Genomic DNA, 22,557 nt, shown 5'->3' with positions numbered 1-22,557 from the left:
GGAATACCCGCTTCAGCTTCTTTTAAAATAGCGACGATTTGATGTTCAGTCATTTTTTTCATAATTAAATCCCCTTTTCTTTTATCATAGAGAATTTTCTACTTTTTTGCTGTACTATTTTAGGGGATAGTTACAAAACCACTTTGACATTAAAACCAATATAAATCAAATAATTAAAAATAAAATTTAAAAACTCGCAGGACTATTACTTTTAAATGAATTGATTAATTCATTCAATCTCTCGTAATTAACTTTCTTAAAAGAACAATTTAATTCTAATTCTTTTATGTCGAGATAGTCATGATAGCTTGATGCTAAATTCGGCTGTACAATTCTTTTGTATACATTTGTATTAACGGCCTTAATATCTCTATCTTTAGGTAATAGATCTAGATTCTTATCTTTTGATATTCTTTGTAATATAGCGGGAATTGCAGATGAATAATCAGTGATATCAAATAATGCCATTAAAGTATTTAAAATCACTAATAGATCTTTTCTAATAGGATGGAGTATTTTTTTGCCTTCATTATTATTTGTTCTATTTTCTCTATTACTCTGTGTCGTACTATCATAATTGGTACTTAATGGATTAAATAAAGGTAAAGAAGCTTCATTTATAAGAGTAAGCCATTTTTTAGCAGCATCATCACCACAATAAAAGAATCCAATCTTGTCTTTAGAGTTAACAAGTCTAAATTCAAAGCAATAATAATTTGTTGTTATTTTTTGATTAAAGTAGCCTGTTTTTTGTTGATTCGGCAGAAGAACACCATGAAATACAGGTGTTATTTTATATTCTTTTATTGCTTGTTCCCTAATATAATCACCTTTACGTGCATATTTTTTAGGCCACTTCAACATTATTTTTCCTTTTTATCAGCATAAAAATTATCATAATGATATTGAATTAATTTCAATGAGTTGTAATAGTCTTTATTTAATCTGGCATTTTAGTACATTCAAATGCCTTGATTTCATGTAACTTACAAACGTTACTGGACGTCTGTAGATAAATATCTGGAGCGGGAAACGAGGTTCGAACTCGCGACCCCGACCTTGGCAAGGTCGTGCTCTACCAACTGAGCTATTCCCGCATAGGTAAGAAGTGGTGCCCGGGGCGAGACTTGAACTCGCACGGCCAAAAAGGCCGAGGGATTTTAAATCCCTTGTGTCTACCGATTTCACCACCCGGGCTCAAAACTAATTACAAAGAAGTAATTGCGTTTTGAATGCTGTGCATTTTACTCATCTTAAATTTATCGTCAACAAAAAAATTCAAATTATTGTTTAACTGCTCAATGTTTGTCACATTTTGTGTGGTTTGTTAACCTTTTGCTTTAAAAGTTAAAAAAATAGAATTTATTGTTAACTATAAAAATGGTTAGCCTTTAATAAAAGGCTAAAGTCTAATTTTATAAATTAAACACTAAATGATGAACCGCAACCGCAAGTGGTTGTTGCGTTAGGGTTGTCAACCACAAAGCGAGAGCCTTGTAAACCTTCAACATAATCGATTGTACCACCAACAAGATATTGCAAACTCATTGGGTCGATAACGAGTGATACGCCGTTTTTTTCGATTGCCAAGTCATCTTCGTTTACTTTTTCATCAAACGTAAATCCATACTGAAATCCACTACATCCCCCACCTGTAATGTAAACTCTTAATTTAAGGTTCGGGTTTTCTTCTTCGGTGACAAGTGACTTAACTTTATTGGCGGCTGCATCAGTAAAGTTGATTGGTAAGGCATCGCTCATGTTCTTCTCCTAATATAGTGATCTTCGTATTATATACCTTTGCTAAATGAAAATACAAAATAGAAAACTTCTATTAAATAAATTTTTGTTAGCTAGCTTGAATTTGTTTTGATTTTATGAATAAATACAACAAATTTTTTTAGAGAGATTATCTCAACTATGCTAAATACTTTTAAATCAGAAGCGCTTTACCATCAAGCCTTATCCGTTATGCCCGGTGGTGTTAATTCACCTGTTCGTGCTTTTAATGGTGTAGGCGGTACACCTTTGTTTATTGAGCGTGCAAACGGTGCATATATTTATGATGTAGATAATAAAGCCTATATTGATTATGTCGGTTCTTGGGGACCAATGATTCTTGGACATAACGATCCCGATGTTGCCAATGCGGTCATTAATGCGGTGCATAATGGGCTGAGTTATGGCGCACCAACCGAGATTGAAATAAAAGTGGCTAATTTGGTTTCACAATTAATGCCGTCCATTGAAATGGTACGGATGGTAAATTCAGGAACCGAAGCAACCATGAGTGCTATTCGTGTTGCGCGTGGCTTTACAGGGCGAGATAAGATTATTAAATTCGAAGGTTGTTACCATGGGCATGCCGATTATTTATTAGTTAAAGCCGGTTCTGGCGCCCTTACGTTTGGTCACCCAACATCGCCCGGAGTACCTAGTGATTTTGTTAAACATACCTTAGTTTGTGACTATAACAATTTAGAATCAGTCAAAAAACAATTTGCACAATATCCTAATGATATCGCCGCCATTATTATTGAGCCAGTTGCTGGCAATATGAATTGTGTGCCAGCCAAAAAAGAGTTTTTACAAGGCTTGCGTGCGCTTTGTGATGAATATGGTGCGTTGTTGATTATTGATGAAGTGATGACTGGCTTTAGAGTCGCGCTAGGTGGTGCTCAAGATTATTATGATGTTGTACCCGATTTGACTTGTTTAGGTAAGATTATTGGTGGTGGTATGCCTGTTGGCGCTTTTGGTGGTCGTGCAGATATTATGAAACAATTAGCACCAACTGGACCAATCTATCAAGCTGGTACGCTTTCAGGTAATCCTGTTGCAATGGCAGCAGGATATGCGACATTAACAAAGTTGATGGAAGTTGGTATATATCAGGAATTAGAAGACAAAAGCGCATCACTTGCCAATGGTTTATTGGCAGTAGCTAAACAGCATAATGTGCCATTAGTGGTGAATTATGTGGGTGCGATGTTTGGGTTGTTTTTTACAACTGCTCCTGAAGTAACCAATTATCAAGATGTGATGCAGTGTGATGTTGAATTATTCAAAAAATTCTATCATCATATGCTTACAGAAGGTGTCTATTTTGCACCGTCTGCATTTGAAGCGGGCTTCATGTCACTTAAACATACAGATAAAGAGATCAATCACACAATTGATGCTGCAAACCGTTTTTTTAGTAATTTAAAAAGATGATGCTGTTTTTAATATACCCAAAGAAATAACAAATTAAACGACTTAACTTAAATAGGTAATAATTATATGGTTAATCCACTTAAAGAAGGTGCACAAGCGCCTCAATTTTCGTTACCAGACCAAGACGGAGAGCTAATGGGTTTAAAAGACTTTAAAGGTCACCGTGTTTTAATTTATTTTTACCCAAAAGCCATGACGCCAGGTTGTACTGTGCAAGCTTGTAATTTACGAGATTGTGCTGATGAGTTTAAAAAGTACAATGTAGCAATTCTTGGCATTAGTACTGATAAACCAGAAAAATTATCTCGTTTTGTTGAAAAAGAGTTGTTAAATTTTACATTGCTTTCTGACGAAAATCACGAAGTCGCCCAAGCATTTGGTACTTGGGGTGAAAAAGAATTTATGGGTAAAACCTATGATGGTATTCACCGTATTAGCTTTTTAATCGGTAAAGACGGTAAAATCGAAAAAGTGTTTAATGATTTTAAAACTGCTAACCATCATGAAGTGGTTTTAGAGTATCTGAAAAACCACACTAAATAACCCTGTTGAATAAAAGCAGATTAGCCATTAATCTGCTTTTACTTCACTATTTGCATTATTCAATTCGTCGAGTTTTGGCCAAGCATTGATAATAGCTTTGACTAATGTGGCTAATGGTATTGCAAAAAATATCCCCCAAAATCCCCATAACCCGCCAAAAACAATCACCGCTAAAATAATAACAAGTGGATGTAAGTTGAGCTTTTCAGAAAACAAGCACGGTACCAATAAGTTACCATCTAATGACTGTATTAAAATATAGAAAAACAACAAATAGCCAAATTGAGCGGTTAATCCCCATTGAAAGAGCGCAATAAGCACAACAGGGATACTTGAAATAATAATGCCAACATAAGGCACCAATACTGACAGGCCAACAATCACCGCTAATAAAAGCCCATAATCTAAACCAAAATACCAAAAAGGAATGTAAACGCAAATGGTCAAAATAATAATATGCAGCACATTACCAACAATATAATTGGCTATTTGCATATCCATTTCAGTGGCAACTTTGTCTAAAATTGAGCGGTTTTTAGGTAGGATTTTTGAGCAATACCCCCATATTTGGGCTTTGTCTTTTAATAAAAAGAACATCATAATTGGTACCAATACCGCATTAATCGCAATCGAAACTAATCCTAATAAAGAGACAATTGAAAACTGCAACAATGAATTACCTGTTTGTACTACTTTACTGGTAATACCTTGAATAATAGAATCAAACAAGCCTACATCAATCAACTCTGGATAATGTTCAGGCAAAGTAGTTAAAAAATTGTTAGCAAAATTTAGCATGTTTGGAATATTGGTGATCAAACTAATACTTTGTTGCCAAATTAGTGGTAATAAGATCATAAATCCTACCAATACTACAAGAATAAAAAGCAACAATACAATTACAACAGCCAGCGTTCTTGGGATATTTTTTTTGTGTAGAAAGTTAACAGGACTATCAAGCAAATAGGAAAGCACAATAGCAATAAAAACAGGCAAAAGAATTTTATTGAAAAAATAGATGATAATAAATAAACCAATAATAACCGCCATTAGTGATACGACATGCGGATCGCTAAAGCGCTTTTTATACCATTCAATAAACATTTTTAACATTAAAACACTCCTATTTTGCTAACTTTTAAAGGTTATAAATTCAGCACAATTATTTTTTAAAACTGCCTAATATACCACGAGTAATCTGCTTGCCAATTTGATTAACGACTTGTCTTGTTGCGCTTTTGGCAATTTGTTGGGTTATGCCATCATGTTGTCCACCTTTTGGTCCTTTTGAGCCAAAAAGAAGCGTACTTAAAAAGTTAAGCAACCCGCCATTATTTTGTTTATTGTTGGTATCATCATCGTCTTTTTTATCACTCTTATCAGTATTTTGATTAGACATATTATTTAACGAAAATCCCGCTTTTAATACTTCATAGGCCGATTTCCTGTCTAAAGTTTGTTCATATTTCTTATAAAAATAAGATTGGTGCATAATCAATGATTGGTTATCTGGTGACATTGCCCCCATTTTGGAACTGGGTGCAATAATATAACCACGCTCAACCATGTTTGGGCGGCCTTTTTCGTCTAGAAATGAAATAAGCGCTTCACCAACACCAAGTTCCATAATTGCTTTTTCGGTGTCAAAATTTGGGTTAGCTCGCATAGTTTGAGCGGCTGTTTTGACTGCTTTTTGATCTTTAGGGGTAAATGCTCGTAAGGCATGTTGCACACGATTGCCTAATTGTCCTAAGATTGTATCAGGGATATCGGTCGGATTTTGAGAGGCAAAATAAACACCAACACCTTTAGAACGAATTAAGCGTACAACTTGTTCTATTTTTTGTAATAATGCAGGGGAAATATCGTTAAAAAGAAGATGAGCTTCGTCAAAGAAGAAAACAAGTTTAGGCTTATCAAGATCGCCTACTTCAGGCAAGTGTTCAAAAATTTCGGACAATAGCCATAATAAAAAGATAGAATATAATTTTGGTGAATTATATAATTTTTCTGCCGATAGTATGTTAACGACACCACGACCTTGATCATTGACTTGTATTAGGTCTTGAATATCTAACATCGGTTCCCCAAGAAAAAATTCAGCACCTTGTTGTTCTAATGTTAATAATCCTCGTTGGATTGCACCAATTGATGATGACGAAATATTGCCGTATTGGTTTGTGAAAGTTTTTGCGTTATCTCCCACAAATTGAATTAATGTACGAAGATCTTTAAAATCAATTAATAATAAGTTGTTGTCATCAGCAATTTTAAATATCAGCTGTAATACACCTGATTGAACATTATTTAAATCGAGTAATCGACTAAGTAAAATAGGTCCTATATCTGACACTGTACTGCGAACGGGGATTCCCTTTTCAGCAAACACATCCCATAATTCAATCGGTGATGAATCGGGTTGCCAATCATTTACTTCAATGCTAGCTAAGCGAGCTCTTAACTTTTCAGATAATATGCCCTGTTCACCAATGCCGGTCAGATCACCTTTTACATCGGCAAGAAAGACGGGTACACCAATTTTCGAAAAACCTTCAGCCATTTTTTGCAATGTTACTGTTTTACCCGTACCTGTTGCGCCAGTAATTAATCCATGACGATTAGCTAACGCCGCTATAATAGATAAATTTTTGCCTTGGCTTTTGGCAATTACAATCGATTCACTCATGGGTTTACCCCTTATTAATTTGTGTTTAAAAGATATCGTTATACTGTTAAATCTGTCACAAAAACAATTTCTCTATGAAAACAGCTGATAATATTGTATTCTGAATTAGCGACAGTCGCTATTGTTATTATTCCATCTTGCCTATATAAGGAGGCGTTATGTTTCCAGAATATCGAGAAATCATTTCTAAATTAAAAAATACCGATTTACGTTTTCAAAAATTGTTTGATCAACATAATGAGCTTGATCAAAAAATCAAAAATATTGAATCTGGCATTATTATCAATACAACTGAAACGATAGAAGCATTAAAAAAACAAAAACTAAAAATTAAAGATGAAATTTATGAAATTTTGAAAAAGGTGTCTAATACGGATTGAGCCATATAATCCAATATTTTAATTAATTTATTATAAAAAGAGCAAATAAAAACCCCAATAGCTGGGGTTTTTTATTATCTTTAAACCTAATTGTTTATACTAACCTTTTGGTTTTAATTGTTTAGCTGCGCTTGTGCTTTTTTTTGTTTTCGGCTTTTAAGCAACATAATTAAATTTTTATGTGGTTTTTTCATAGATTATTTCCTTTTGTTATAATTATATGGTTAATAAATTGATTTTTTAATAATTTTTACTATATAAATTTTAGAATCGCTAAGCGATATTGATATCGCTTAGCCGTTATTGTTAATCAGTTGTTATTGGTGCATTAAAACCATTGTCCGAAGCGTTTAATATAAATCCGTTTCATCAATTGTGCAACACAGCAATAACTAAATAAAGTTGCTAAAAGCCATGGAAAGTATGACCAAGGTAATGGTTCTAATCCAATTACCCCACCAAGTGGAGAAAACGGAATATAAATACCCACAGCCATAATTAGCAATGTCATCACAATTACGGGGAATGCCGCAGTGCTTTGCACAAATGGAATTTTTTGTGTTCTAAGCATGTGTACCACTAACGTTTGTGATAGTAACCCTTCAATAAACCACCCCGAATGGAATAATGATTGCATTTCAATGCTATTAGCACTGAAAACAAACCACATTAAAGCATACGTTGAGATGTCAAAAATAGACGACGTAGGTCCAATCCAGATCATAAATCGTTTAATATTTAACGCATCCCATTTACGTGGTTTTTGTAAAAACTCATCATCCATTTTGTCCCATGGTAATGATAGTTGTGAAATATCATACAGCAAATTTTGAATGAGTAAATGTATCGCTAGCATAGGTAAAAATGGTAGAAACGCACTAGCAACCAATACTGAAAAAATATTGCCAAAATTTGAGCTTGCTGTCATGTTTAAGTATTTCATGATATTACCAAAGGTCTCACGTCCACATATTACACCTTCTTCTAACACCATTAAGCTCTTTTCAAGCAAAATAATATCAGCTGACTCTTTAGCGATGTCAGTTGCGGTATCAACTGATATTCCAACATCGGCATCACGAAGGGCTGGCGCATCATTTATACCATCCCCTAAAAATCCAACGGTATGACCATTATCTTGCAATAATCGAATAATTCGTGATTTTTGCAATGGCGTTAATTTAGCAAAAATAGTACGTTGTTCGATTTGTATTTTAAGTTCAGCATCATCCATCTTTTCAATTTCAGTACCGAGTAATGGTGTACCTGGTTCTAAACCGACTTCTCGGCACACTTTGATAGTGATGATTTCGTTATCACCTGTTAACACTTTAACGCCGACACCATGTTCACTCAATGCCGAAATAGCCTCAAATGCGCTTTCTTTTGGTGGATCTAGAAAGGTCAAAAAACCACGAATCGCAAGGGCTGTTTCGTCTTGTACAGTGTATTGTGCTTTTGTTTCGCTAGCGGGAATGTCTTTTATACCAACCGCTAATACTCTAAAACCATCTTTGTTATAGTCATGCGCTAAAGCAATTAATGCTTGTTTACGTTTATCATCTAATGGTAAATATTCGCCATTTTCATAAACATGACTTGCAATAGATAACATTTCCTCAACGGCACCTTTGCAAATCATCAAATGATTATCACTTCCATTTTGTACTACTACTGATAAACGACGACGTACAAAATCAAACGGTAATTCGTCAATTTTTTTGTATAGGCCGGTACTTACCTTTTTCATACGGGTCTTTTCTTCGGTAAAACGAATTATGGCTTTATCCATTAAGTTTTTCATACCGCTTTGATAATAGCTGTTAAGCCAAGCTAGTTCTAAAACGGATGAATCAACTTGTCCATTAATATCAAGATGATGCTCTAAAATAATTTTATCTTGCGTTAAAGTGCCTGTTTTGTCGGTACATAAAATATCCATTGCGCCAAAATTTTGGATAGCGTTAAGGCGTTTAACAACCACTTTACGTTTTGCCATACCAACCGCGCCTTTGGCTAGGTTGGCACTTACAATCATTGGTAACATTTCTGGTGTTAAACCAACAGCAACCGCTAGTGCAAACAGTGCCGCATCACCCCAATCATTTTTTGAAAAACCGTTAATAAAAAAGACAATTGGTACCATAATTAACATAAAGCGAATAAGCAACCAACTCACACTGTTAACACCACGATCAAACGAAGTTTCAGCACGGGAACCAACAATTGACTTTGCCAACGAACCAAAATGCGTATCAGCACCTGTGGCAACTACAATGGCAGTAGCAGTACCACTAACCACATTGGTGCCCATAAAACAGATATTATTGACATCAAGGGCATTATCTTTGTCGATGTTTGATTGTTCAATGTTATCTGTCGTTTTTTGCGTTACAGCACCTAAAGTGTCATACTTTTCAACAGGAATTGATTCCCCTGTCAACACCGCTTGGCTAACAAATAAATCCCTAGATTCAATCAATCGGATATCTGCTGGAATCATGTCCCCCGCTGATAAATAAACAATATCCCCCGGAACAATTTCACTTAATGGAATTTCAATGCGCTCTGGGGTCATATCTTTATGCGCACGACGCAATACGGTTGCTGTTGTGCGAATCATTGATTTTAAGGCTTCAGCCGCTTTGTTCGAGCGAAACTCTTGCCAAAAACGCAATAACCCACTGAGTGAGACCATCGTTAGAATAATAATAATCCCCGTTAAATCAGTCTCTTCACCATTTTGCAAAGGTAACCAATAGTCAGTCACAAAACTAACAATAGCTAACGCTAATAATACAAATATAAATGGATTATTAAATGCCATTAATAATTGCACTAAAATTGACGGCGCCTTTTCGCGAGCAACTTCATTTTTACCATATTGTTCAATTCGTGATTTTGCACTCTCTTGCGTTAAACCAGAAAGGCTAGATTGAAATTTAGATAAAATACTATCAAGGCTGCTTTGCGCTTCGTTGATAGCTTTGATATCTGCACTATTTTGTGCTTTATTTTTTGATACATTTTTTGTCATCTTTAGTACCTATATTCATAATTTCGGCAAAAGCATGCCAACTCATTGTTATCAAATAACGATAAGTGATTAAATTTTGTGATAAGCTAAAATTTTATTGCATAGCAAAACTAGCCTATAAAGCTACTTTGTATAGCTAGCCCTAAGCATTAAATTTAATTAGCAAAAGTGTTAATTAAGAATTTAGATACAACTCGGTGGTTCTAAATGTTTTTCTGAAAGGTGCAAAATACACTGCTTAAAGCTGTGTGCGCATTGATGTTTTGAATTTGTGTGATAGCGTGTAAAAAAATGCATATCGTTCACCATTACCGTTTTATCAATTTCGGTTTGTGAACTGAAAAAATGATGATTTAGACAGGTTCATTAACCGATAATGATGTGTTTAAATTTATCTCCCCCACATTTGGGGTGACCCGATTGAGTGTCCATATTTCTCCTGTAAATTGAACTCTTCACTTTATATTTCAACTTCCCTTCACCCTCGTTTTTAACTTCCATAATAGCTAAAAAAGGAAGAAAAGCTCAAAAGGCGGGCAATTTATACGCTTTTAAGAGGAAAAAGTCAACTCATAAAGAAAAAAGAAAGTAGTGATTGTTGGAAAACAGCACTTTTCGTCTTTTTCATACTCATTTTGATGCGCAATTAATACCGATTTTATCCAATATAAGATAAAATCGTAACACAATTAATTAATGAGAATATTTAAAATGGATATTTCTGAATTACTCCATGACAATTGGTTCAATTTAATCACTATTTTTATGCTTTCTTTAGTCACGTTTATTTATAAAAAACGTCCACAAAATGATGTTTTTGACAATATTATTAAATATGCTGATATTTTAGCAAAAACACCCCATCCCCAATATCAAACAGATTATTTAAATAATATCAAAAAGAAACTTATTTGGAACAAGGTTTGCTTTTATAAAGCGGGTAATGTTGATAAAGAAAATATTGCTATTTCGTTAATTAATGCTGACGTTCATAACCTTATAGAACTAACTCAATTGGATTTATTAACACAATATTTTAGTATTAAAAATAATAGCATAATACCAATAAAACCTTATTTAATTAAAGAAGTTATACTTAGCGGTGCAGCATTTACATTTGCCTTTATTGTGTTGTTATCTAATATAATTACGATCTTTAGTTCTTCTTGGATAATCAATGTTATGGTTGCTATTTTAACTATTTTTATCATCATCATAGCATTGTTTCGCTTTGCATTAGCACCAATAAAACGATTCAAAATTTATCTTTTAATTTTAAAAGATAACAGCTTTTTACAAAGAGCAAATAATGAATTGGCTAAAGTAATAAAAGATAAAAATAACACCTCAATGTTAGAAGAAACAACAGAATCAGAAAAATAACCAATCCATAACAATTCAATCAACAGGGTGAATTATAGTCATGACTTTTCATCCTGTTTTTTAGATAACAACTAATAGATAACAACTAAGCACGAATGTTTAATCTTGTGTTTTTTAACTGATTAACAAGATCTAATAGTGATGAATTGAGTTGATGCATGAATTGCTGATACGAAAATGCTTTTTTACTAATTTCATCCAATTGCAATTCCCAATGGGCTGTCATATCGGGTATGGACATTATATCGGGTAGCGATAAAATTAGGTTTTTACCCACCTCGGTTGAGCGTATTGTTTTACCTTGGCGGGTTAAAAACCGTCGTTTGAATAACAATTCAATAATCCCTGCCCTAGTTGCTTCTGTGCCTAGTCCATCAGTTTCACGCAGTATTTTTTTTATTTCGGGATCTTTAACAAATCGAGCAATCCCCGTCATTGCCGACAATAGTGTTGCATCGGTAAACGGCCTTGGTGGTTGCGTTTCTTTGCTAACCAGTTCAGTATCAATACATTGCACTGTTTCGCCTTTTTTAACTAATTTAGTTAATAAACCATTACTTTCATTATCGTCGTTATTAGCTTCTATTTGGTTGTTTTTACTTCGAAACAAAACTTTCCAACCTTCATCAAGCATTTGGTTAGCTTTAGAAACAAATTTACCACCTTTGATATCAACATCAATTTGTAATTCAGCGTACTTGTAAGCGGGGTAAAATTGCGCTAAATATTGCGTTGCAATGGCTTGATAAACAGCTTTTTCGTTAACAGTTAGGTTATCCATTTTTGCTTTACGTAAAGTTGGAATAATAGCGTGGTGCGCCTCTACTTTTTTGTCATTCCACGCTTTAGTGCGTAAAGTATAATCGGCATTACTAATTGCGGTTTGCAGTTCTGGACAATTATTTTCAATGGCAGATCTTATGCCAGCAATCTGTTTTAAATGCTCTTCAGGCAAAAATCGACAATCTGATCTTGGATAGGTAATTAATTTGTGTTTTTCATATAACGATTGACAAACATCAAGCACATCTTGAGCACTCAGTCCATTTTTTTTAGCCATCTCAATTTGCAGTGCCGATAAATTAAATGGCATTGGCGGGGCAAGCTCTTTCTTTTTATTGCTGACTTTATCAATAGTTCCAGGTTGGTGGTTAATACGCTGACAAACGTTTTCGGCTAATTTTTTGGCTAATACTCGCCCTTCTTCATCTTGATAAGGGGCACAAGCTTCGCTTGGTTGCCATTTGGCTTTGAAAATTTCATTATCTTTGGTTTGCAGAACAGCGAACACATCATAAAATGGCTTTGGTACAAATTGTGCTATTTCCAAATCACGCCTAACAACTAGCCCTAAAATAGGCGTTTGTACTCGCCCTATTGACAATACACCCCGATAACCGTTTTTTTGCCCAACAATAGTACAAAGTCGGCTCATATTGATACCATAAAGCCAATCGGCTCGTGCTCTTGCCAAGGCTGATGTAGACAAAGGGATAAAATCTTGGTTACTGCGTAATTGCTGTAATGACTTTTCAACAGCGCTAGCATTTAAATCACTAATCAAACAGCGCTTTATTGATTTGCGTTTATCTAGTGGTAATTGGCAATAATTTAAAACTTCATCAACCAACAACTGCCCTTCCCTATCCGGATCACCAGCATGCACAATTTGATCGGCCGATTTAATGAGATCCACCAAAATATTAAATTGTTTTTCTGTCGTATTTTTTGGCGTCAATATCCACTTTTCAGGCACAATGGGTAAATCGTTAATTACCCACTTTTTATATCGCTGATCATAAACTTCTGGGGTGGCTTGTTCAAGCAAGTGCCCAATACACCAGCTAACGACATCACCATTACTTGCTTTAATAAAACCATTACCTTTTTGATGAGGTTTTGGTAACACATCAGCAATGGCCCGAGCTAAACTGGGTTTTTCAGCAATAAATAAACGATAGGGCTGATTAGACTGCATAACAACAATTATTCATTAAAAATACCAAAAATTATAAACGCTTATTCGTTTTTTACAAAAAAGATTAGCCTAATTACCACCATTTTTTATATTTAAGCCAAATAACCGAAATAATACAAATAATAACAAGTAACAATATTAATCCAACAAAAGACCAACCTTCACCACTAAAAGGAATACCTGCTAAATTGACCCCAAGTAAACTGGTTAAAAACGTAATTGGTGTGAAAATAATGGTAAATAGTGACATTAAGTAAATTCGTTTATTGGTTGATTCGGCCAAAAAGCTATTAATCTGCTCCATAATTGAAGCTAACCGCAACAAACAGCTATCAATATCTGATACATAATGATTTTGTTGATAAGAAATATCATGCAACCTTTGACGATCATTATCGTCAATCCATGATATTCTTTCAGTCGAAATTTTTACAAAAATATCACGTTGTGGCGACAATAATCGGCGTAAAACGATCAATTGTTTACGAACTCGACCGATCTCTTTATAAGAAAAGATACGTTGATTTAATACAGAATCCTCTAGCTTAATAATTTTATTGTGGACACTATCAAAAGATAAGTTAACTTGATCACTTATTAAATCAGACATTTGAATCAACCAATCCGCCACATCCACAGGACCAATACCCTTTTCTAGATGATCTTTTAATTCAGCAATAGCAGAAATTTGTTGATGTCGAGTTGAAATGATCATGTTATCGGTAATAAAAAAACGGAAGGTAACAATAGGATCAGGAAGCTCATTGGGAATAAAATTAACGCCTTTTAATACTACTAAAACCCCCGAATCAAAACGGATTTCTTTGGATATTTGATTTGGCTTTACTAACTCAATTTTAATTAAATCAGGAATTAGGGGAGTGGTGTTTATCCAATTGACCGTTTCTTGTTTAGCAAAGTCTAAATGAATCCAAAAGGGTTGTGAAATAGAAGGAATGCTATGTTCATTAAGCGGTATAGCTTTGCCTTTACCATCTAATTGACAACAAAATGCTGGATTAGCCTCTAAAAGATGAGAAACAGAAATAACACTTTCACTATTTTGATTCGTCATTATAACCCCATTTGTTATGGTTTTTTTAAATTATATACTGAATTTAGATTAAAATGGAGCTACTAATTAGTGTTTATATTCTACCCTAAGGCATTAAATAAATTTGTGGAATACAAGAATTGTCAGGATGATGATAAATACCCAATTCCACACCATACCAACGCTCAACATTATCAGCGGTTAAAACGTCTTTAGGAGAGCCTTCCTCAACAATTTTTCCTTGATTAATTAATAGGATTTTGTCGGCATATAATGCTGCTAAATTAAGATCATGCAAAACACAACACACTGCTAATTTTTGTTTGCACGCAAGTTGTTTTAATAATCTTAAAGTCTGTTGCTGGTGATATAAATCAAGTGCAGAGGTCGGTTCATCTAAAAACAGCAATTTTTCGGTTGGCTTCGGTTGCCACAATTGTGCCAAAACTCTAGCTAACTGTACACGTTGCTGTTCCCCCCCTGACAAACTACGGTAATCACGCTCAGCTAGCTTTAGGCAATCAGTTTGTGACATGGTTTCCTGAACAGCTTGATTAAAATCGGCCTTGCCATAAGGAGAACGCCCCATTGCAACCACTTCCTTCACTTTGAAAGGAAAGGTCAAGTGGCTTTGTTGTAACATCACCGTTCTGACCTTAGATAACTGCTTTTCTGACCATTGTGATAACGGCTTATCAAATAAATAGCACTCTCCCGATGATGGTTTTTGGTATCCAGTTAACAAACGCAACAGTGTTGATTTACCTGCACCATTTGGTCCAATTATAATTATAATTTCACCAGCTTTTATCGTTAAAGACACATCATTAATTAAAGTGCGATTTGCATAACTAAAAGTCAAATGTTCAGCAGTTAACATAATCAGATTCCATCTATTATTTATGTTTTAAGATTAACCATAGAAAATAAGGACCACCAATCAAACTTGTAAAAAGCCCAACAGGGATTTCGGTAGGAGCGACTAACGTTCGTGCAAAAGTATCTGCAAGTAGCAACAAACAAGCACCACCCAGTGTAGAGGCAGGTAATAACCAACGATGATTTGCCCCTACTTGCAAGCGAATCATATGCGGAACAACTAAACCAACAAAAGCAATAATACCACTAACTGCGACCGAAGTTCCTATTAACACTGCACACAGTAATAACAGATAACGTTTTATTCGCTGTACATTAATACCTAAATAATGCGCATCTTCATCACCAAGTTGAAGAATATTAAGCTCATGAGACAATTTAAAAACACAAAACAGAGCAGGAATAATCAATGATACTGCAACTAAAACCAGATCCCACGACCCTTTACCCAAGTTACCCATCGACCACAACGAAATTTGCCGTAATTGGATTTCATCACCAATATAACTTAAGCATCCCATAATCGCACCAATAATGGCATTAATCGCCACGCCTAACAAAACCATTTTGGCCAAATTACATTGCGCATTTAAGCTATAAACATAAATCAACAGACAAATAAACAAACTACCAGTAAACGCAGCAACCATCTTACCGTAAAGCATCATAATAGGAGGAAAGACCGTAGGAAACAAAATCGATAATCCAACCATTAAAGATGCACCACTACTAATACCCAATAAACCTGAATCGGCCAATGGGTTTCTAAACAAACCTTGCATCACCACCCCAGAGCTGGCTAACGCCATACCAACAATAACTGCTAACATAATGCGTGGCATACGAACATTAAGCCAAATATTCCACAAAGGATCATCAAATGGCTTACTTATTAAATGTGTGATAGACAACTTCAAAGCACCTAAATTGGCAGAAAACAAAACAAGTACCAAAAGTAGACCGATTAATCCCCATAACAACGAACGATGGCGATTGGAACGATGATCATTATTTTGCACCCACTAACCTCTTTTTTGTTTCGATTGATTCACGTCATGCCACCCATCAATAAGTCACATTCAAACTAGGATCAACAACACTATAAGCACGTTGTTCAAACTGATTTGTGGCGATTTTGTCAATAATTATTTTCGCTAAATCAATACGATAAACAAATCCATGAACTTCTTGTTGATAATAACACTCGGCATGTTGTGTCATTTCACCATCTCGCAAACCACCTGGTCTTAAAATAACAAAATTTAACGTACTGGTTTGCAACCATAGTTCAGCTAATGACTTTTCCCTTACAGCATTACCAAAAGCCTGTTTAGCTTTATCTGATAACGTAGACCACGAATCGCCGCACCCTAACGAAGTAACTAAAACCATCTGCTTAATACCAACTTGCTCGGCACAATCAATAATGACGCGTTGTGCTTGATAGTTTCCTGTTTCGCCACCCAAGGTTGACACAATCGTAGCATCTGCACTTGCTAACTCACACAACTGCTTTACAAGTGAAACATCAGTCGCATCGCCGACATAGCTTTCAACACCTTGACTTGATAATTGCTTGGCAAAATCATTATCTCGAACTAAAACAATATACCGCCAATTAGGATAAATTTGCTTTGCTAACTGTAAAACTTGATAGCCCGTTCCAAGTTTTGAGCTTACCCCAAAGATCAATAATGTTTTCATAATATTAACTTCTTAAAATCAATCAATTCTTTTAGATAATGCTCTGAATTTTTCTAGTTGGTCAGCTTTTAATTGATGTTTTTCATCACGGCCAACAAAAATTTTAAACATTGCTTGCCCCTTATGATTAAGGAATATCATTGACGCTGTAGACATTTTCATAAATTTGCGTTCAATAAAAGCAATATATTGACAATGATCTGCTTTGATATGACCACTTAACCCTGTCTGATGACGTAAATTAAAATATTTTTGGCTATACGATCCCGGTGGCAATTCGCCCGAAATTTCAGCGATGACATCACCGGTATGCACTAAAAACAGCACTTCTCCCCAAGTTGTCACTTCATTCCAAATTGTATCAAAATGACAACCTTCAACGATTTTTGCATCCGGCAATGCTTGAATAACTTGTGTCAAAGTAACATGATGATCCTGAGCAATTTTTTCTAATAACTCTTCAGGGTTGGTTTGCATATAAGCTGCTAAGTTGGCTAAAAGTGATTGTTTATCTACCATAATAATTCCTTTAATGACTAAATGTTATGTGGATTTTTTACTGTTTTAACAGCAGAATGAGGCATTACAACTTGACCATGTTTTGATTGTTTTGCTTGTGCTATTTTTTGTTGTAATTGGATATATTCAGGGTTATTAAGTTGTAACAATAATTGTTGCAAGGCTTGCAAAATATTGCTTGACCAAAAACGTCCCGATAACGTCAAAAGCATACAATGGCTTTTATTTTGCAAAAGCCCAACTTGATACCATTGATGAATCAAAGGATCAAACAATTGAAAATGTTCAGTTAGCTGAGTTAAATCAATACGCCCTTTTTCAATACCGGCTTGTAATTGATACAACCATTCACCTACCAACGGTTTCCCCGTTAGCATCATTATGGGTTTTCTTCCTTGATCGAGCTGCGCATAGTAGGTGTTCAAATCACGTTGTATCATAAACGATTGCCCGCCTAAGCGCCCACCAGCACAAGATCCAAAAGCAAAAAAATTTGAACCTTGCTTAATTAAAAAATTATACAAATTACGTTCGCGACTATTTTTTGCCCAATGCGCATTAGTCAAATGAACCCAACCTTGCTTAGCAAGAAACTCAGCGCCTTGATGGTAAAAGTCACACTTATCAGTGACAGACGGGAGCTCGATACGTTTATTCTCAACGCCCTTAGCTAATGGCGTTGTCGGTAACAAATTTAGCGAATAAAGATCAACACCGTCTAATGGCAAATCGTTTGCAATATCTAAATCTCGCTGCCAAGTTTGCGTGGTTTGATTGGGTAAACCAAACATTAAATCACATACCAAAGCAACACTATCGCGCAATGCAATGCGCTCAAAGCGTTTAATAATTTGAGCTTCGTTTGATTCACGACCTAACCGCTGCCTAATTTCAGAATTAAACGTTTGCACTCCTATTGAAAACCGATTTGCACCAGCTTCAATATAACTATCAACCCGCTCATCATCAAAATCAGAAATGCGCCCTTCTACTGTAATTTCACAATCGGGAGCCAAAGGAGCATGTTGTTTAAAATAACAAATCACTCGTGCAATTTGCCCAGCGGCTAAAGCTGATGGCGTACCACCGCCAAAATAGATAGCATGAATAGGAGCTGATTGCATCGCTTTACTATGGATTTCTAGTGATATTTCTTTCAATAGATAATCAATATAAGTTTCGGTATTAAACTTCCTTAACGGATTTTGATAAAAACCACAAAATTGACAGTGAATATCACAAAAAGGAATATGAATATAAATTAATCTTTTTTTACCGACTAAAGCAGTATTTTGGATAACTTCCCATTGAGGCACAACATCTTGTGGAGATAAAGGTAAACTGGCTTGTAAAGGCATGACTGCCCAACGATTTTTAAAAGGTAACGCGGCGTTTTCTGCATAAAACGCACTAACATCTAATGATCTCATAACAACATTTCTTGAACAAATAATCTCCATAAATTAAATAATAATTATTATCATTTAGCAACATTTTTTATTAGTTATTTTTATAACCATTTGATATTTATATTGATAAATGTCTTATAAAAATAAAAAAAATCTTTAAAGATCAATTTAATTGTTCTTAATAAAGTAACAAAATGTAAATAAACACCATATTTTTTATTGATAATGATTATCATTTTAATTATAGTGATTGGTGTTTTTTTCAAAAACACAAGGATAGAGATTAACCAATGAAAAAAAATTTTATATTAAAAATCGGGCTATTTTTATTCATATTCGCCCTTAACAGCTTTAATAACAGTTTTGCCAATGAACGAATTGTAATTGCAGGGGGGGCATTAACTGAAATCGTCTTTGCCCTTGGTGCAGGTGATCAGATTGTGGGGGTTGACAAAACAAGTAGTTACCCTGATTCAGTAAAAAAACTCCCACAAATTGGCTATTGGAAATTACTCAATATTGAAGGGATCTTATCTCTAAAACCTACATTATTTATTACATTAAGCGATGTCGAACCGGATAACATAATCAGCCAAGTCAATCAAGCTAAAGTTGATGTACTATCGTTACAGCGTGTACCAGGTACACTTGATTTACTCTATACTAATATTGAAAAAATTGCTGACAAACTAAATAAACAAACTCAAGGGCAACAGCTAATCAATAAAATCAAAACTAACATAACTAAAATTCAAGAAAAAACCAACAACCATCCTAATAAAGCAAAAGTGCTTTTTTTAATGAGCATGGGGGGGACTAATTCAGTCGCCGGTAAAAATACCACAGCTGATGCCCTAATCACCATCGCTGGTGGGGAAAACCTTGCCAAACATACCAGCTACAAAACTTATACCGCAGAATCTTTAATTGCTATGAATCCTGAAATTATCGTATTAAATAAATATTCAATTGAACAATTAGGCGGGATCGAAAAACTAAATACCATTGCGGGAATTACCGAAACATCAGCATTTAAAAATAATCGCATCATTACCATCGATGACAGCTACCTATTTGGTATAGGACCAAGAGTTGACGAAGTAGCGCAAATACTTTACCAACATTTTTACCCTAAATAATATTGGGAAAATGGTTTATAACATAATAATTATATTTGATTTATAACAATTTTAAGCGAAGCAATTGAAGCGTATTATTTAATTTATTATGTTTGAAAGGAATAAAATGCTTAACTTTACTCATTTAAAAAAAACTAGTACATTAGCTTTTAGTTTATCCTTTGCCATGCCAACAATTGCAGCAGAAAATAATGACAATGAAAAATACAATGACGTCATGACAGTTACTGCGCACGAAGCAACAAAAAAGCCCGGCAGCAAAACGGAAATATCAGAACAAGATATCAGACGCGATGGTGGCACTAATTTTGGCACACTCATGCGTTACCAACCACTCATTTCGGCACCGGGCAACATTTCTGGCTCAGGCAGTGGCAAAAGTAGTTGGGATCGTGGAGGGTTTACAGGTTATAACATCCGTGGATTAGACGCCAACCGAGTTTCTATTGACATTGATGGCATGCCTTTACCCATCGCACAAGGACGCGTCAACTCAGTGGGTAGAGCTGGTTTTGGGACTTATGGTATTGGTCGCGATTATATAGATACCTACATGTACAACAACGTTGATATCCAATCAGGTGCAACATCGGTTAGTAACGCCAATAATGCATTAGGTGGTTCGGTATCATTCCAAACAAAAACTGCTAGCTACTATCTATATCCAGGTAAAACAAGTTACTTTGGTTACCAAAACAATTATGACAGTACTGATAGAAGTTACCATCAAGGACTAACTATGGCTGGTGGTGATGACGACTTAAATGGTATCTTAGTATTAAGCCGACGCGATGGTCAACAAGGCCGTAATCATGGCGACTCAATCAACAACTACCCAGAAAACTGGCACTCAAATTCACTATTAGCGGGTTTTGGTTGGCAAATAAATAGTGAACACCTTTTCAATACTACTATTGATTACAGCACAAAAACAAAAAATGCTCATTACAACACATGGGATAAATACGGCAAAAAAATTGAATCTCTTGATCACCAAAAAAGCAAAAATAATCGCTTTAATCTAGCCTTCAAAGATCAATGGAAACCAACTAACATTAGCTGGATTGATACCCTAACGACTCAAATCAACTACCAACAAACTCACGTTTACGATAACACAGACCTAAAACATATATCTAGAGGCAATTTCAACACACAAACACACTACAACACAAAAACCTACAACTTCATCACCACTTTACTAAAAAGCTATGACAACCAAAAAATCAGCGCAGGCTTAAATGCAAAATGGGGCAAAGACGAATCACCATTTTATACATCAGCAAAATCACAATATGGAAATTTCTTCCCTGATGGTGATTACACAAAACCACAAGCAGACAGCCGTAGTTATCAACTAGGTGGATTTGTTGAAGACCGTATTAGTTTTAATATCAACAACAGCAACAACTTTTATTTAGTTCCGGGTGCAAGAGCAATATACCAAAACACAAAACCTCAACATCTTGAAAACATGCGCGTAACTAATATCAACGCAAACCAACTTGGCAAACAGTACAGCAGCAACAGTGACTTCAAAATCCTACCATCGCTGTCATTCATGTACGACATTACCCCCAACTTCACCACTTACTTACAATACAAACGTGGTGCACAAATGCCAAATCAAAACCAATTATATGGCTCATATTTAGCACATAGCCAAATGTATGTACTTGTGGGGGATTCAAATCTAAAAACTGAAACCAGCGATAACTTTGAACTAGGCCTAAAAGGACAACCGACAGCGGGCATTACATTATCGACAGCGGCTTTTTATAATAAATACAAAAACTTCATTGCTTATTCTCGTTACAAAAAGAACTTTGTAGGAGTCGGTAACCGAATCGTCTACCAATCTGAAAACCGAGATAAAGCCTACATTTACGGTGCAGAACTAAGTAGCGAATTTAACATCGGAACGTGGTTTGAATCAGTCAATGGCTTAAGTGCAAGATTTGCCATCGGCTACAACCAAGGCAAATCAAAATCAAGTTATTTGGGCGACAAATACATTGAAATGGACACCATAGCGCCATTAAAAAGCACTATTGGACTCGCATGGGATGACCCCAACCAATACTACGGTTTTGCATTGACAACAACATTCCAAAAAGGCAAAAAAACTGACGGTACAACTCGTGAAACATATAACAACGATGGTAAACCAATTAAAGACTCAACTGATGATTATTTTAGAATTGCAGGCCATGGAATTATTGATTTAACGGGTTATGTTAATATCACTAAAAACGTAAAATTAAGTGGTGGTATTTATAACCTTACCGATCAAAAATACTGGGATTACCTGAGCAATAATAAATTATACAAAACATCAAATTATAAATACCTAGAAATGTTTACCGCACCAGGTAGGACATTCCAATTAGGGATGGATATTGATTTTTAATCGCAAATTAAAGACACGGTATTTTTTGAGACTAACCCGCTTAAGCGGGTTATTTTTTATAAAAAGAAGCTAGGGATTAACAGCTATAAAAAACATCAATAAAATCAATCCTCATCCAAAATTTTATCAGAACAATAAATAAGATCGACACTATAATTTCAGACATTTTAATTTTACCCTAAAAATCAGTCAGGAAAGGTATTGATTTTATTAAAGTTTT

The 22,557-nt window shown here is 35.0% G+C and carries 17 protein-coding genes, 2 tRNA genes and 1 pseudogene; 6 read left to right on the top strand and 14 right to left on the bottom strand.

Annotated features, from left to right (window positions below; all coding sequences use genetic code 11):
- Positions 1 to 186 precede the first annotated feature (186 nt).
- The 4 genes from GQ589_RS05595 to erpA all read right to left on the bottom strand — a co-directional run bounded on the left by GQ589_RS05595 (position 187) and on the right by erpA (position 1,761).
- Positions 187 to 864, bottom strand: coding sequence for a hypothetical protein (locus GQ589_RS05595; RefSeq protein WP_160425017.1), 678 nt, complete (start codon positions 862 to 864; stop codon positions 187 to 189).
- 157 nt (positions 865 to 1,021) lie between these two features.
- Positions 1,022 to 1,097, bottom strand: a tRNA-Gly gene (locus GQ589_RS05590).
- 12 nt (positions 1,098 to 1,109) lie between these two features.
- Positions 1,110 to 1,197 (bottom strand) — tRNA-Leu (locus GQ589_RS05585).
- Positions 1,198 to 1,422: 225 nt separating this feature from the next.
- Positions 1,423 to 1,761 carry an iron-sulfur cluster insertion protein ErpA gene (erpA, locus tag GQ589_RS05580; protein ID WP_034914816.1) on the bottom strand — a complete coding sequence of 113 codons (339 nt, stop codon included), beginning with the start codon at positions 1,759 to 1,761 and terminating at the stop codon, positions 1,423 to 1,425.
- Between the two features lie 159 nt (positions 1,762 to 1,920).
- On the opposite strand from erpA, the gene hemL reads away from it, so the two are divergent.
- Together hemL and bcp are read left to right on the top strand one after the other, a co-directional pair.
- Positions 1,921 to 3,216 carry a glutamate-1-semialdehyde 2,1-aminomutase gene (gene hemL, locus GQ589_RS05575; protein ID WP_160425015.1) on the top strand — a complete coding sequence of 432 codons (1,296 nt, stop codon included), beginning with the start codon at positions 1,921 to 1,923 and terminating at the stop codon, positions 3,214 to 3,216.
- 66 nt (positions 3,217 to 3,282) lie between these two features.
- Positions 3,283 to 3,759, top strand: coding sequence for a thioredoxin-dependent thiol peroxidase (gene bcp, locus GQ589_RS05570; RefSeq protein ID WP_160411638.1), 477 nt, complete (start codon positions 3,283 to 3,285; stop codon positions 3,757 to 3,759).
- Between the two features lie 27 nt (positions 3,760 to 3,786).
- On the opposite strand, the gene GQ589_RS05565 is transcribed toward bcp, so the two are convergent.
- Both GQ589_RS05565 and GQ589_RS05560 read right to left on the bottom strand, forming a co-directional pair.
- Positions 3,787 to 4,872, bottom strand: a complete 1,086-nt coding sequence (locus tag GQ589_RS05565; protein WP_160411637.1) for an AI-2E family transporter — start codon at positions 4,870 to 4,872, stop codon at positions 3,787 to 3,789.
- Positions 4,873 to 4,921: 49 nt separating this feature from the next.
- On the bottom strand, positions 4,922 to 6,445 hold the full coding sequence (locus tag GQ589_RS05560; RefSeq protein WP_160425014.1) for a helicase HerA-like C-terminal domain-containing protein: 1,524 nt from the start codon (positions 6,443 to 6,445) through the stop codon (positions 4,922 to 4,924).
- A 158-nt stretch (positions 6,446 to 6,603) separates the two neighbouring features.
- On the opposite strand from GQ589_RS05560, the gene GQ589_RS05555 reads away from it, so the two are divergent.
- Positions 6,604 to 6,825 carry a YdcH family protein gene (locus GQ589_RS05555; protein WP_160399977.1) on the top strand — a complete coding sequence of 74 codons (222 nt, stop codon included), beginning with the start codon at positions 6,604 to 6,606 and terminating at the stop codon, positions 6,823 to 6,825.
- Between the two features lie 328 nt (positions 6,826 to 7,153).
- Here GQ589_RS05555 and mgtA read toward each other — a convergent pair whose 3' ends face one another.
- On the bottom strand, positions 7,154 to 9,862 hold the full coding sequence (mgtA, locus tag GQ589_RS05550; RefSeq protein WP_160425012.1) for a magnesium-translocating P-type ATPase: 2,709 nt from the start codon (positions 9,860 to 9,862) through the stop codon (positions 7,154 to 7,156).
- Positions 9,863 to 10,573: 711 nt separating this feature from the next.
- Between mgtA and GQ589_RS05545 the strand changes: the two genes are divergently transcribed.
- The gene (locus tag GQ589_RS05545) at positions 10,574 to 11,245 is read left to right on the top strand and encodes a hypothetical protein (RefSeq protein ID WP_160425010.1); all 672 of its coding nucleotides are present in this window, start codon (positions 10,574 to 10,576) and stop codon (positions 11,243 to 11,245) included.
- Positions 11,246 to 11,330: 85 nt separating this feature from the next.
- Here GQ589_RS05545 and GQ589_RS05540 read toward each other — a convergent pair whose 3' ends face one another.
- The 7 genes and pseudogenes from GQ589_RS05540 to hutW all read right to left on the bottom strand — a co-directional run.
- Positions 11,331 to 13,223, bottom strand: coding sequence for a DNA topoisomerase III (locus GQ589_RS05540; protein ID WP_160425008.1), 1,893 nt, complete (start codon positions 13,221 to 13,223; stop codon positions 11,331 to 11,333).
- 73 nt (positions 13,224 to 13,296) lie between these two features.
- Entirely contained in the window at positions 13,297 to 14,298 is a 1,002-nt protein-coding gene (gene zntB, locus GQ589_RS05535; protein WP_160425005.1) for a zinc transporter ZntB, read from the bottom strand.
- Between the two features lie 85 nt (positions 14,299 to 14,383).
- Positions 14,384 to 15,157 carry a heme ABC transporter ATP-binding protein gene (locus GQ589_RS05530; RefSeq protein ID WP_160399982.1) on the bottom strand — a complete coding sequence of 258 codons (774 nt, stop codon included), beginning with the start codon at positions 15,155 to 15,157 and terminating at the stop codon, positions 14,384 to 14,386.
- Between the two features lie 16 nt (positions 15,158 to 15,173).
- Positions 15,174 to 16,175, bottom strand: coding sequence for a FecCD family ABC transporter permease (locus GQ589_RS05525; RefSeq protein WP_370519419.1), 1,002 nt, complete (start codon positions 16,173 to 16,175; stop codon positions 15,174 to 15,176).
- Between the two features lie 46 nt (positions 16,176 to 16,221).
- Positions 16,222 to 16,860, bottom strand: a complete 639-nt coding sequence (locus GQ589_RS05520; protein ID WP_160425003.1) for an NAD(P)H-binding protein — start codon at positions 16,858 to 16,860, stop codon at positions 16,222 to 16,224.
- A gap of 18 nt (positions 16,861 to 16,878) precedes the next feature.
- Positions 16,879 to 17,379, bottom strand: coding sequence for a heme utilization cystosolic carrier protein HutX (gene hutX / locus GQ589_RS05515; protein WP_160399984.1), 501 nt, complete (start codon positions 17,377 to 17,379; stop codon positions 16,879 to 16,881).
- A gap of 125 nt (positions 17,380 to 17,504) precedes the next feature.
- Positions 17,505 to 18,809 (bottom strand): annotated as a pseudogene (gene hutW / locus GQ589_RS05510) (heme anaerobic degradation radical SAM methyltransferase ChuW/HutW); the annotation flags it as partial.
- A 269-nt stretch (positions 18,810 to 19,078) separates the two neighbouring features.
- On the opposite strand from hutW, the gene GQ589_RS05505 reads away from it, so the two are divergent.
- Both GQ589_RS05505 and GQ589_RS05500 read left to right on the top strand, forming a co-directional pair.
- A complete protein-coding gene (locus GQ589_RS05505) occupies positions 19,079 to 19,927 on the top strand; it encodes a hemin ABC transporter substrate-binding protein (protein ID WP_160399986.1) in 849 nt (282 codons plus the stop codon).
- A 106-nt stretch (positions 19,928 to 20,033) separates the two neighbouring features.
- A complete protein-coding gene (locus tag GQ589_RS05500; RefSeq protein ID WP_160424999.1) occupies positions 20,034 to 22,337 on the top strand; it encodes a TonB-dependent receptor domain-containing protein in 2,304 nt (767 codons plus the stop codon).
- Positions 22,338 to 22,557 lie beyond the last annotated feature (220 nt).

The organism is Gilliamella sp. Pas-s27 (genome assembly GCF_009795865.1).
GTDB lineage: Bacteria > Pseudomonadota > Gammaproteobacteria > Enterobacterales > Orbaceae > Gilliamella.
The sequence above is the reverse complement of the archived record's forward strand: the minus strand, read 5'-3'. Positions and strand labels throughout refer to the sequence as shown.

Excerpts from the sequence above, each read along its gene's own strand:
- GQ589_RS05595 (WP_160425017.1), bottom strand. The coding sequence starts at position 864 with ATGTTGAAGTGGCCTAAAAAATATGCACGTAAAGGTGATTATATTAGG.
- GQ589_RS05500 (WP_160424999.1), top strand. The coding sequence starts at position 20,034 with ATGCTTAACTTTACTCATTTAAAAAAAACTAGTACATTAGCTTTTAGT.
- mgtA (WP_160425012.1), bottom strand. The coding sequence starts at position 9,862 with ATGACAAAAAATGTATCAAAAAATAAAGCACAAAATAGTGCAGATATC.
- zntB (WP_160425005.1), bottom strand. The coding sequence starts at position 14,298 with ATGACGAATCAAAATAGTGAAAGTGTTATTTCTGTTTCTCATCTTTTA.
- GQ589_RS05545 (WP_160425010.1), top strand. The coding sequence starts at position 10,574 with ATGGATATTTCTGAATTACTCCATGACAATTGGTTCAATTTAATCACT.
- hemL (WP_160425015.1), top strand. The coding sequence starts at position 1,921 with ATGCTAAATACTTTTAAATCAGAAGCGCTTTACCATCAAGCCTTATCC.
- erpA (WP_034914816.1), bottom strand. The coding sequence starts at position 1,761 with ATGAGCGATGCCTTACCAATCAACTTTACTGATGCAGCCGCCAATAAA.
- GQ589_RS05555 (WP_160399977.1), top strand. The coding sequence starts at position 6,604 with ATGTTTCCAGAATATCGAGAAATCATTTCTAAATTAAAAAATACCGAT.
- GQ589_RS05560 (WP_160425014.1), bottom strand. The coding sequence starts at position 6,445 with ATGAGTGAATCGATTGTAATTGCCAAAAGCCAAGGCAAAAATTTATCT.
- GQ589_RS05565 (WP_160411637.1), bottom strand. The coding sequence starts at position 4,872 with ATGTTAAAAATGTTTATTGAATGGTATAAAAAGCGCTTTAGCGATCCG.
- GQ589_RS05520 (WP_160425003.1), bottom strand. The coding sequence starts at position 16,860 with ATGAAAACATTATTGATCTTTGGGGTAAGCTCAAAACTTGGAACGGGC.
- GQ589_RS05530 (WP_160399982.1), bottom strand. The coding sequence starts at position 15,157 with ATGTTAACTGCTGAACATTTGACTTTTAGTTATGCAAATCGCACTTTA.
- bcp (WP_160411638.1), top strand. The coding sequence starts at position 3,283 with ATGGTTAATCCACTTAAAGAAGGTGCACAAGCGCCTCAATTTTCGTTA.
- hutX (WP_160399984.1), bottom strand. The coding sequence starts at position 17,379 with ATGGTAGATAAACAATCACTTTTAGCCAACTTAGCAGCTTATATGCAA.
- GQ589_RS05505 (WP_160399986.1), top strand. The coding sequence starts at position 19,079 with ATGAAAAAAAATTTTATATTAAAAATCGGGCTATTTTTATTCATATTC.
- GQ589_RS05540 (WP_160425008.1), bottom strand. The coding sequence starts at position 13,223 with ATGCAGTCTAATCAGCCCTATCGTTTATTTATTGCTGAAAAACCCAGT.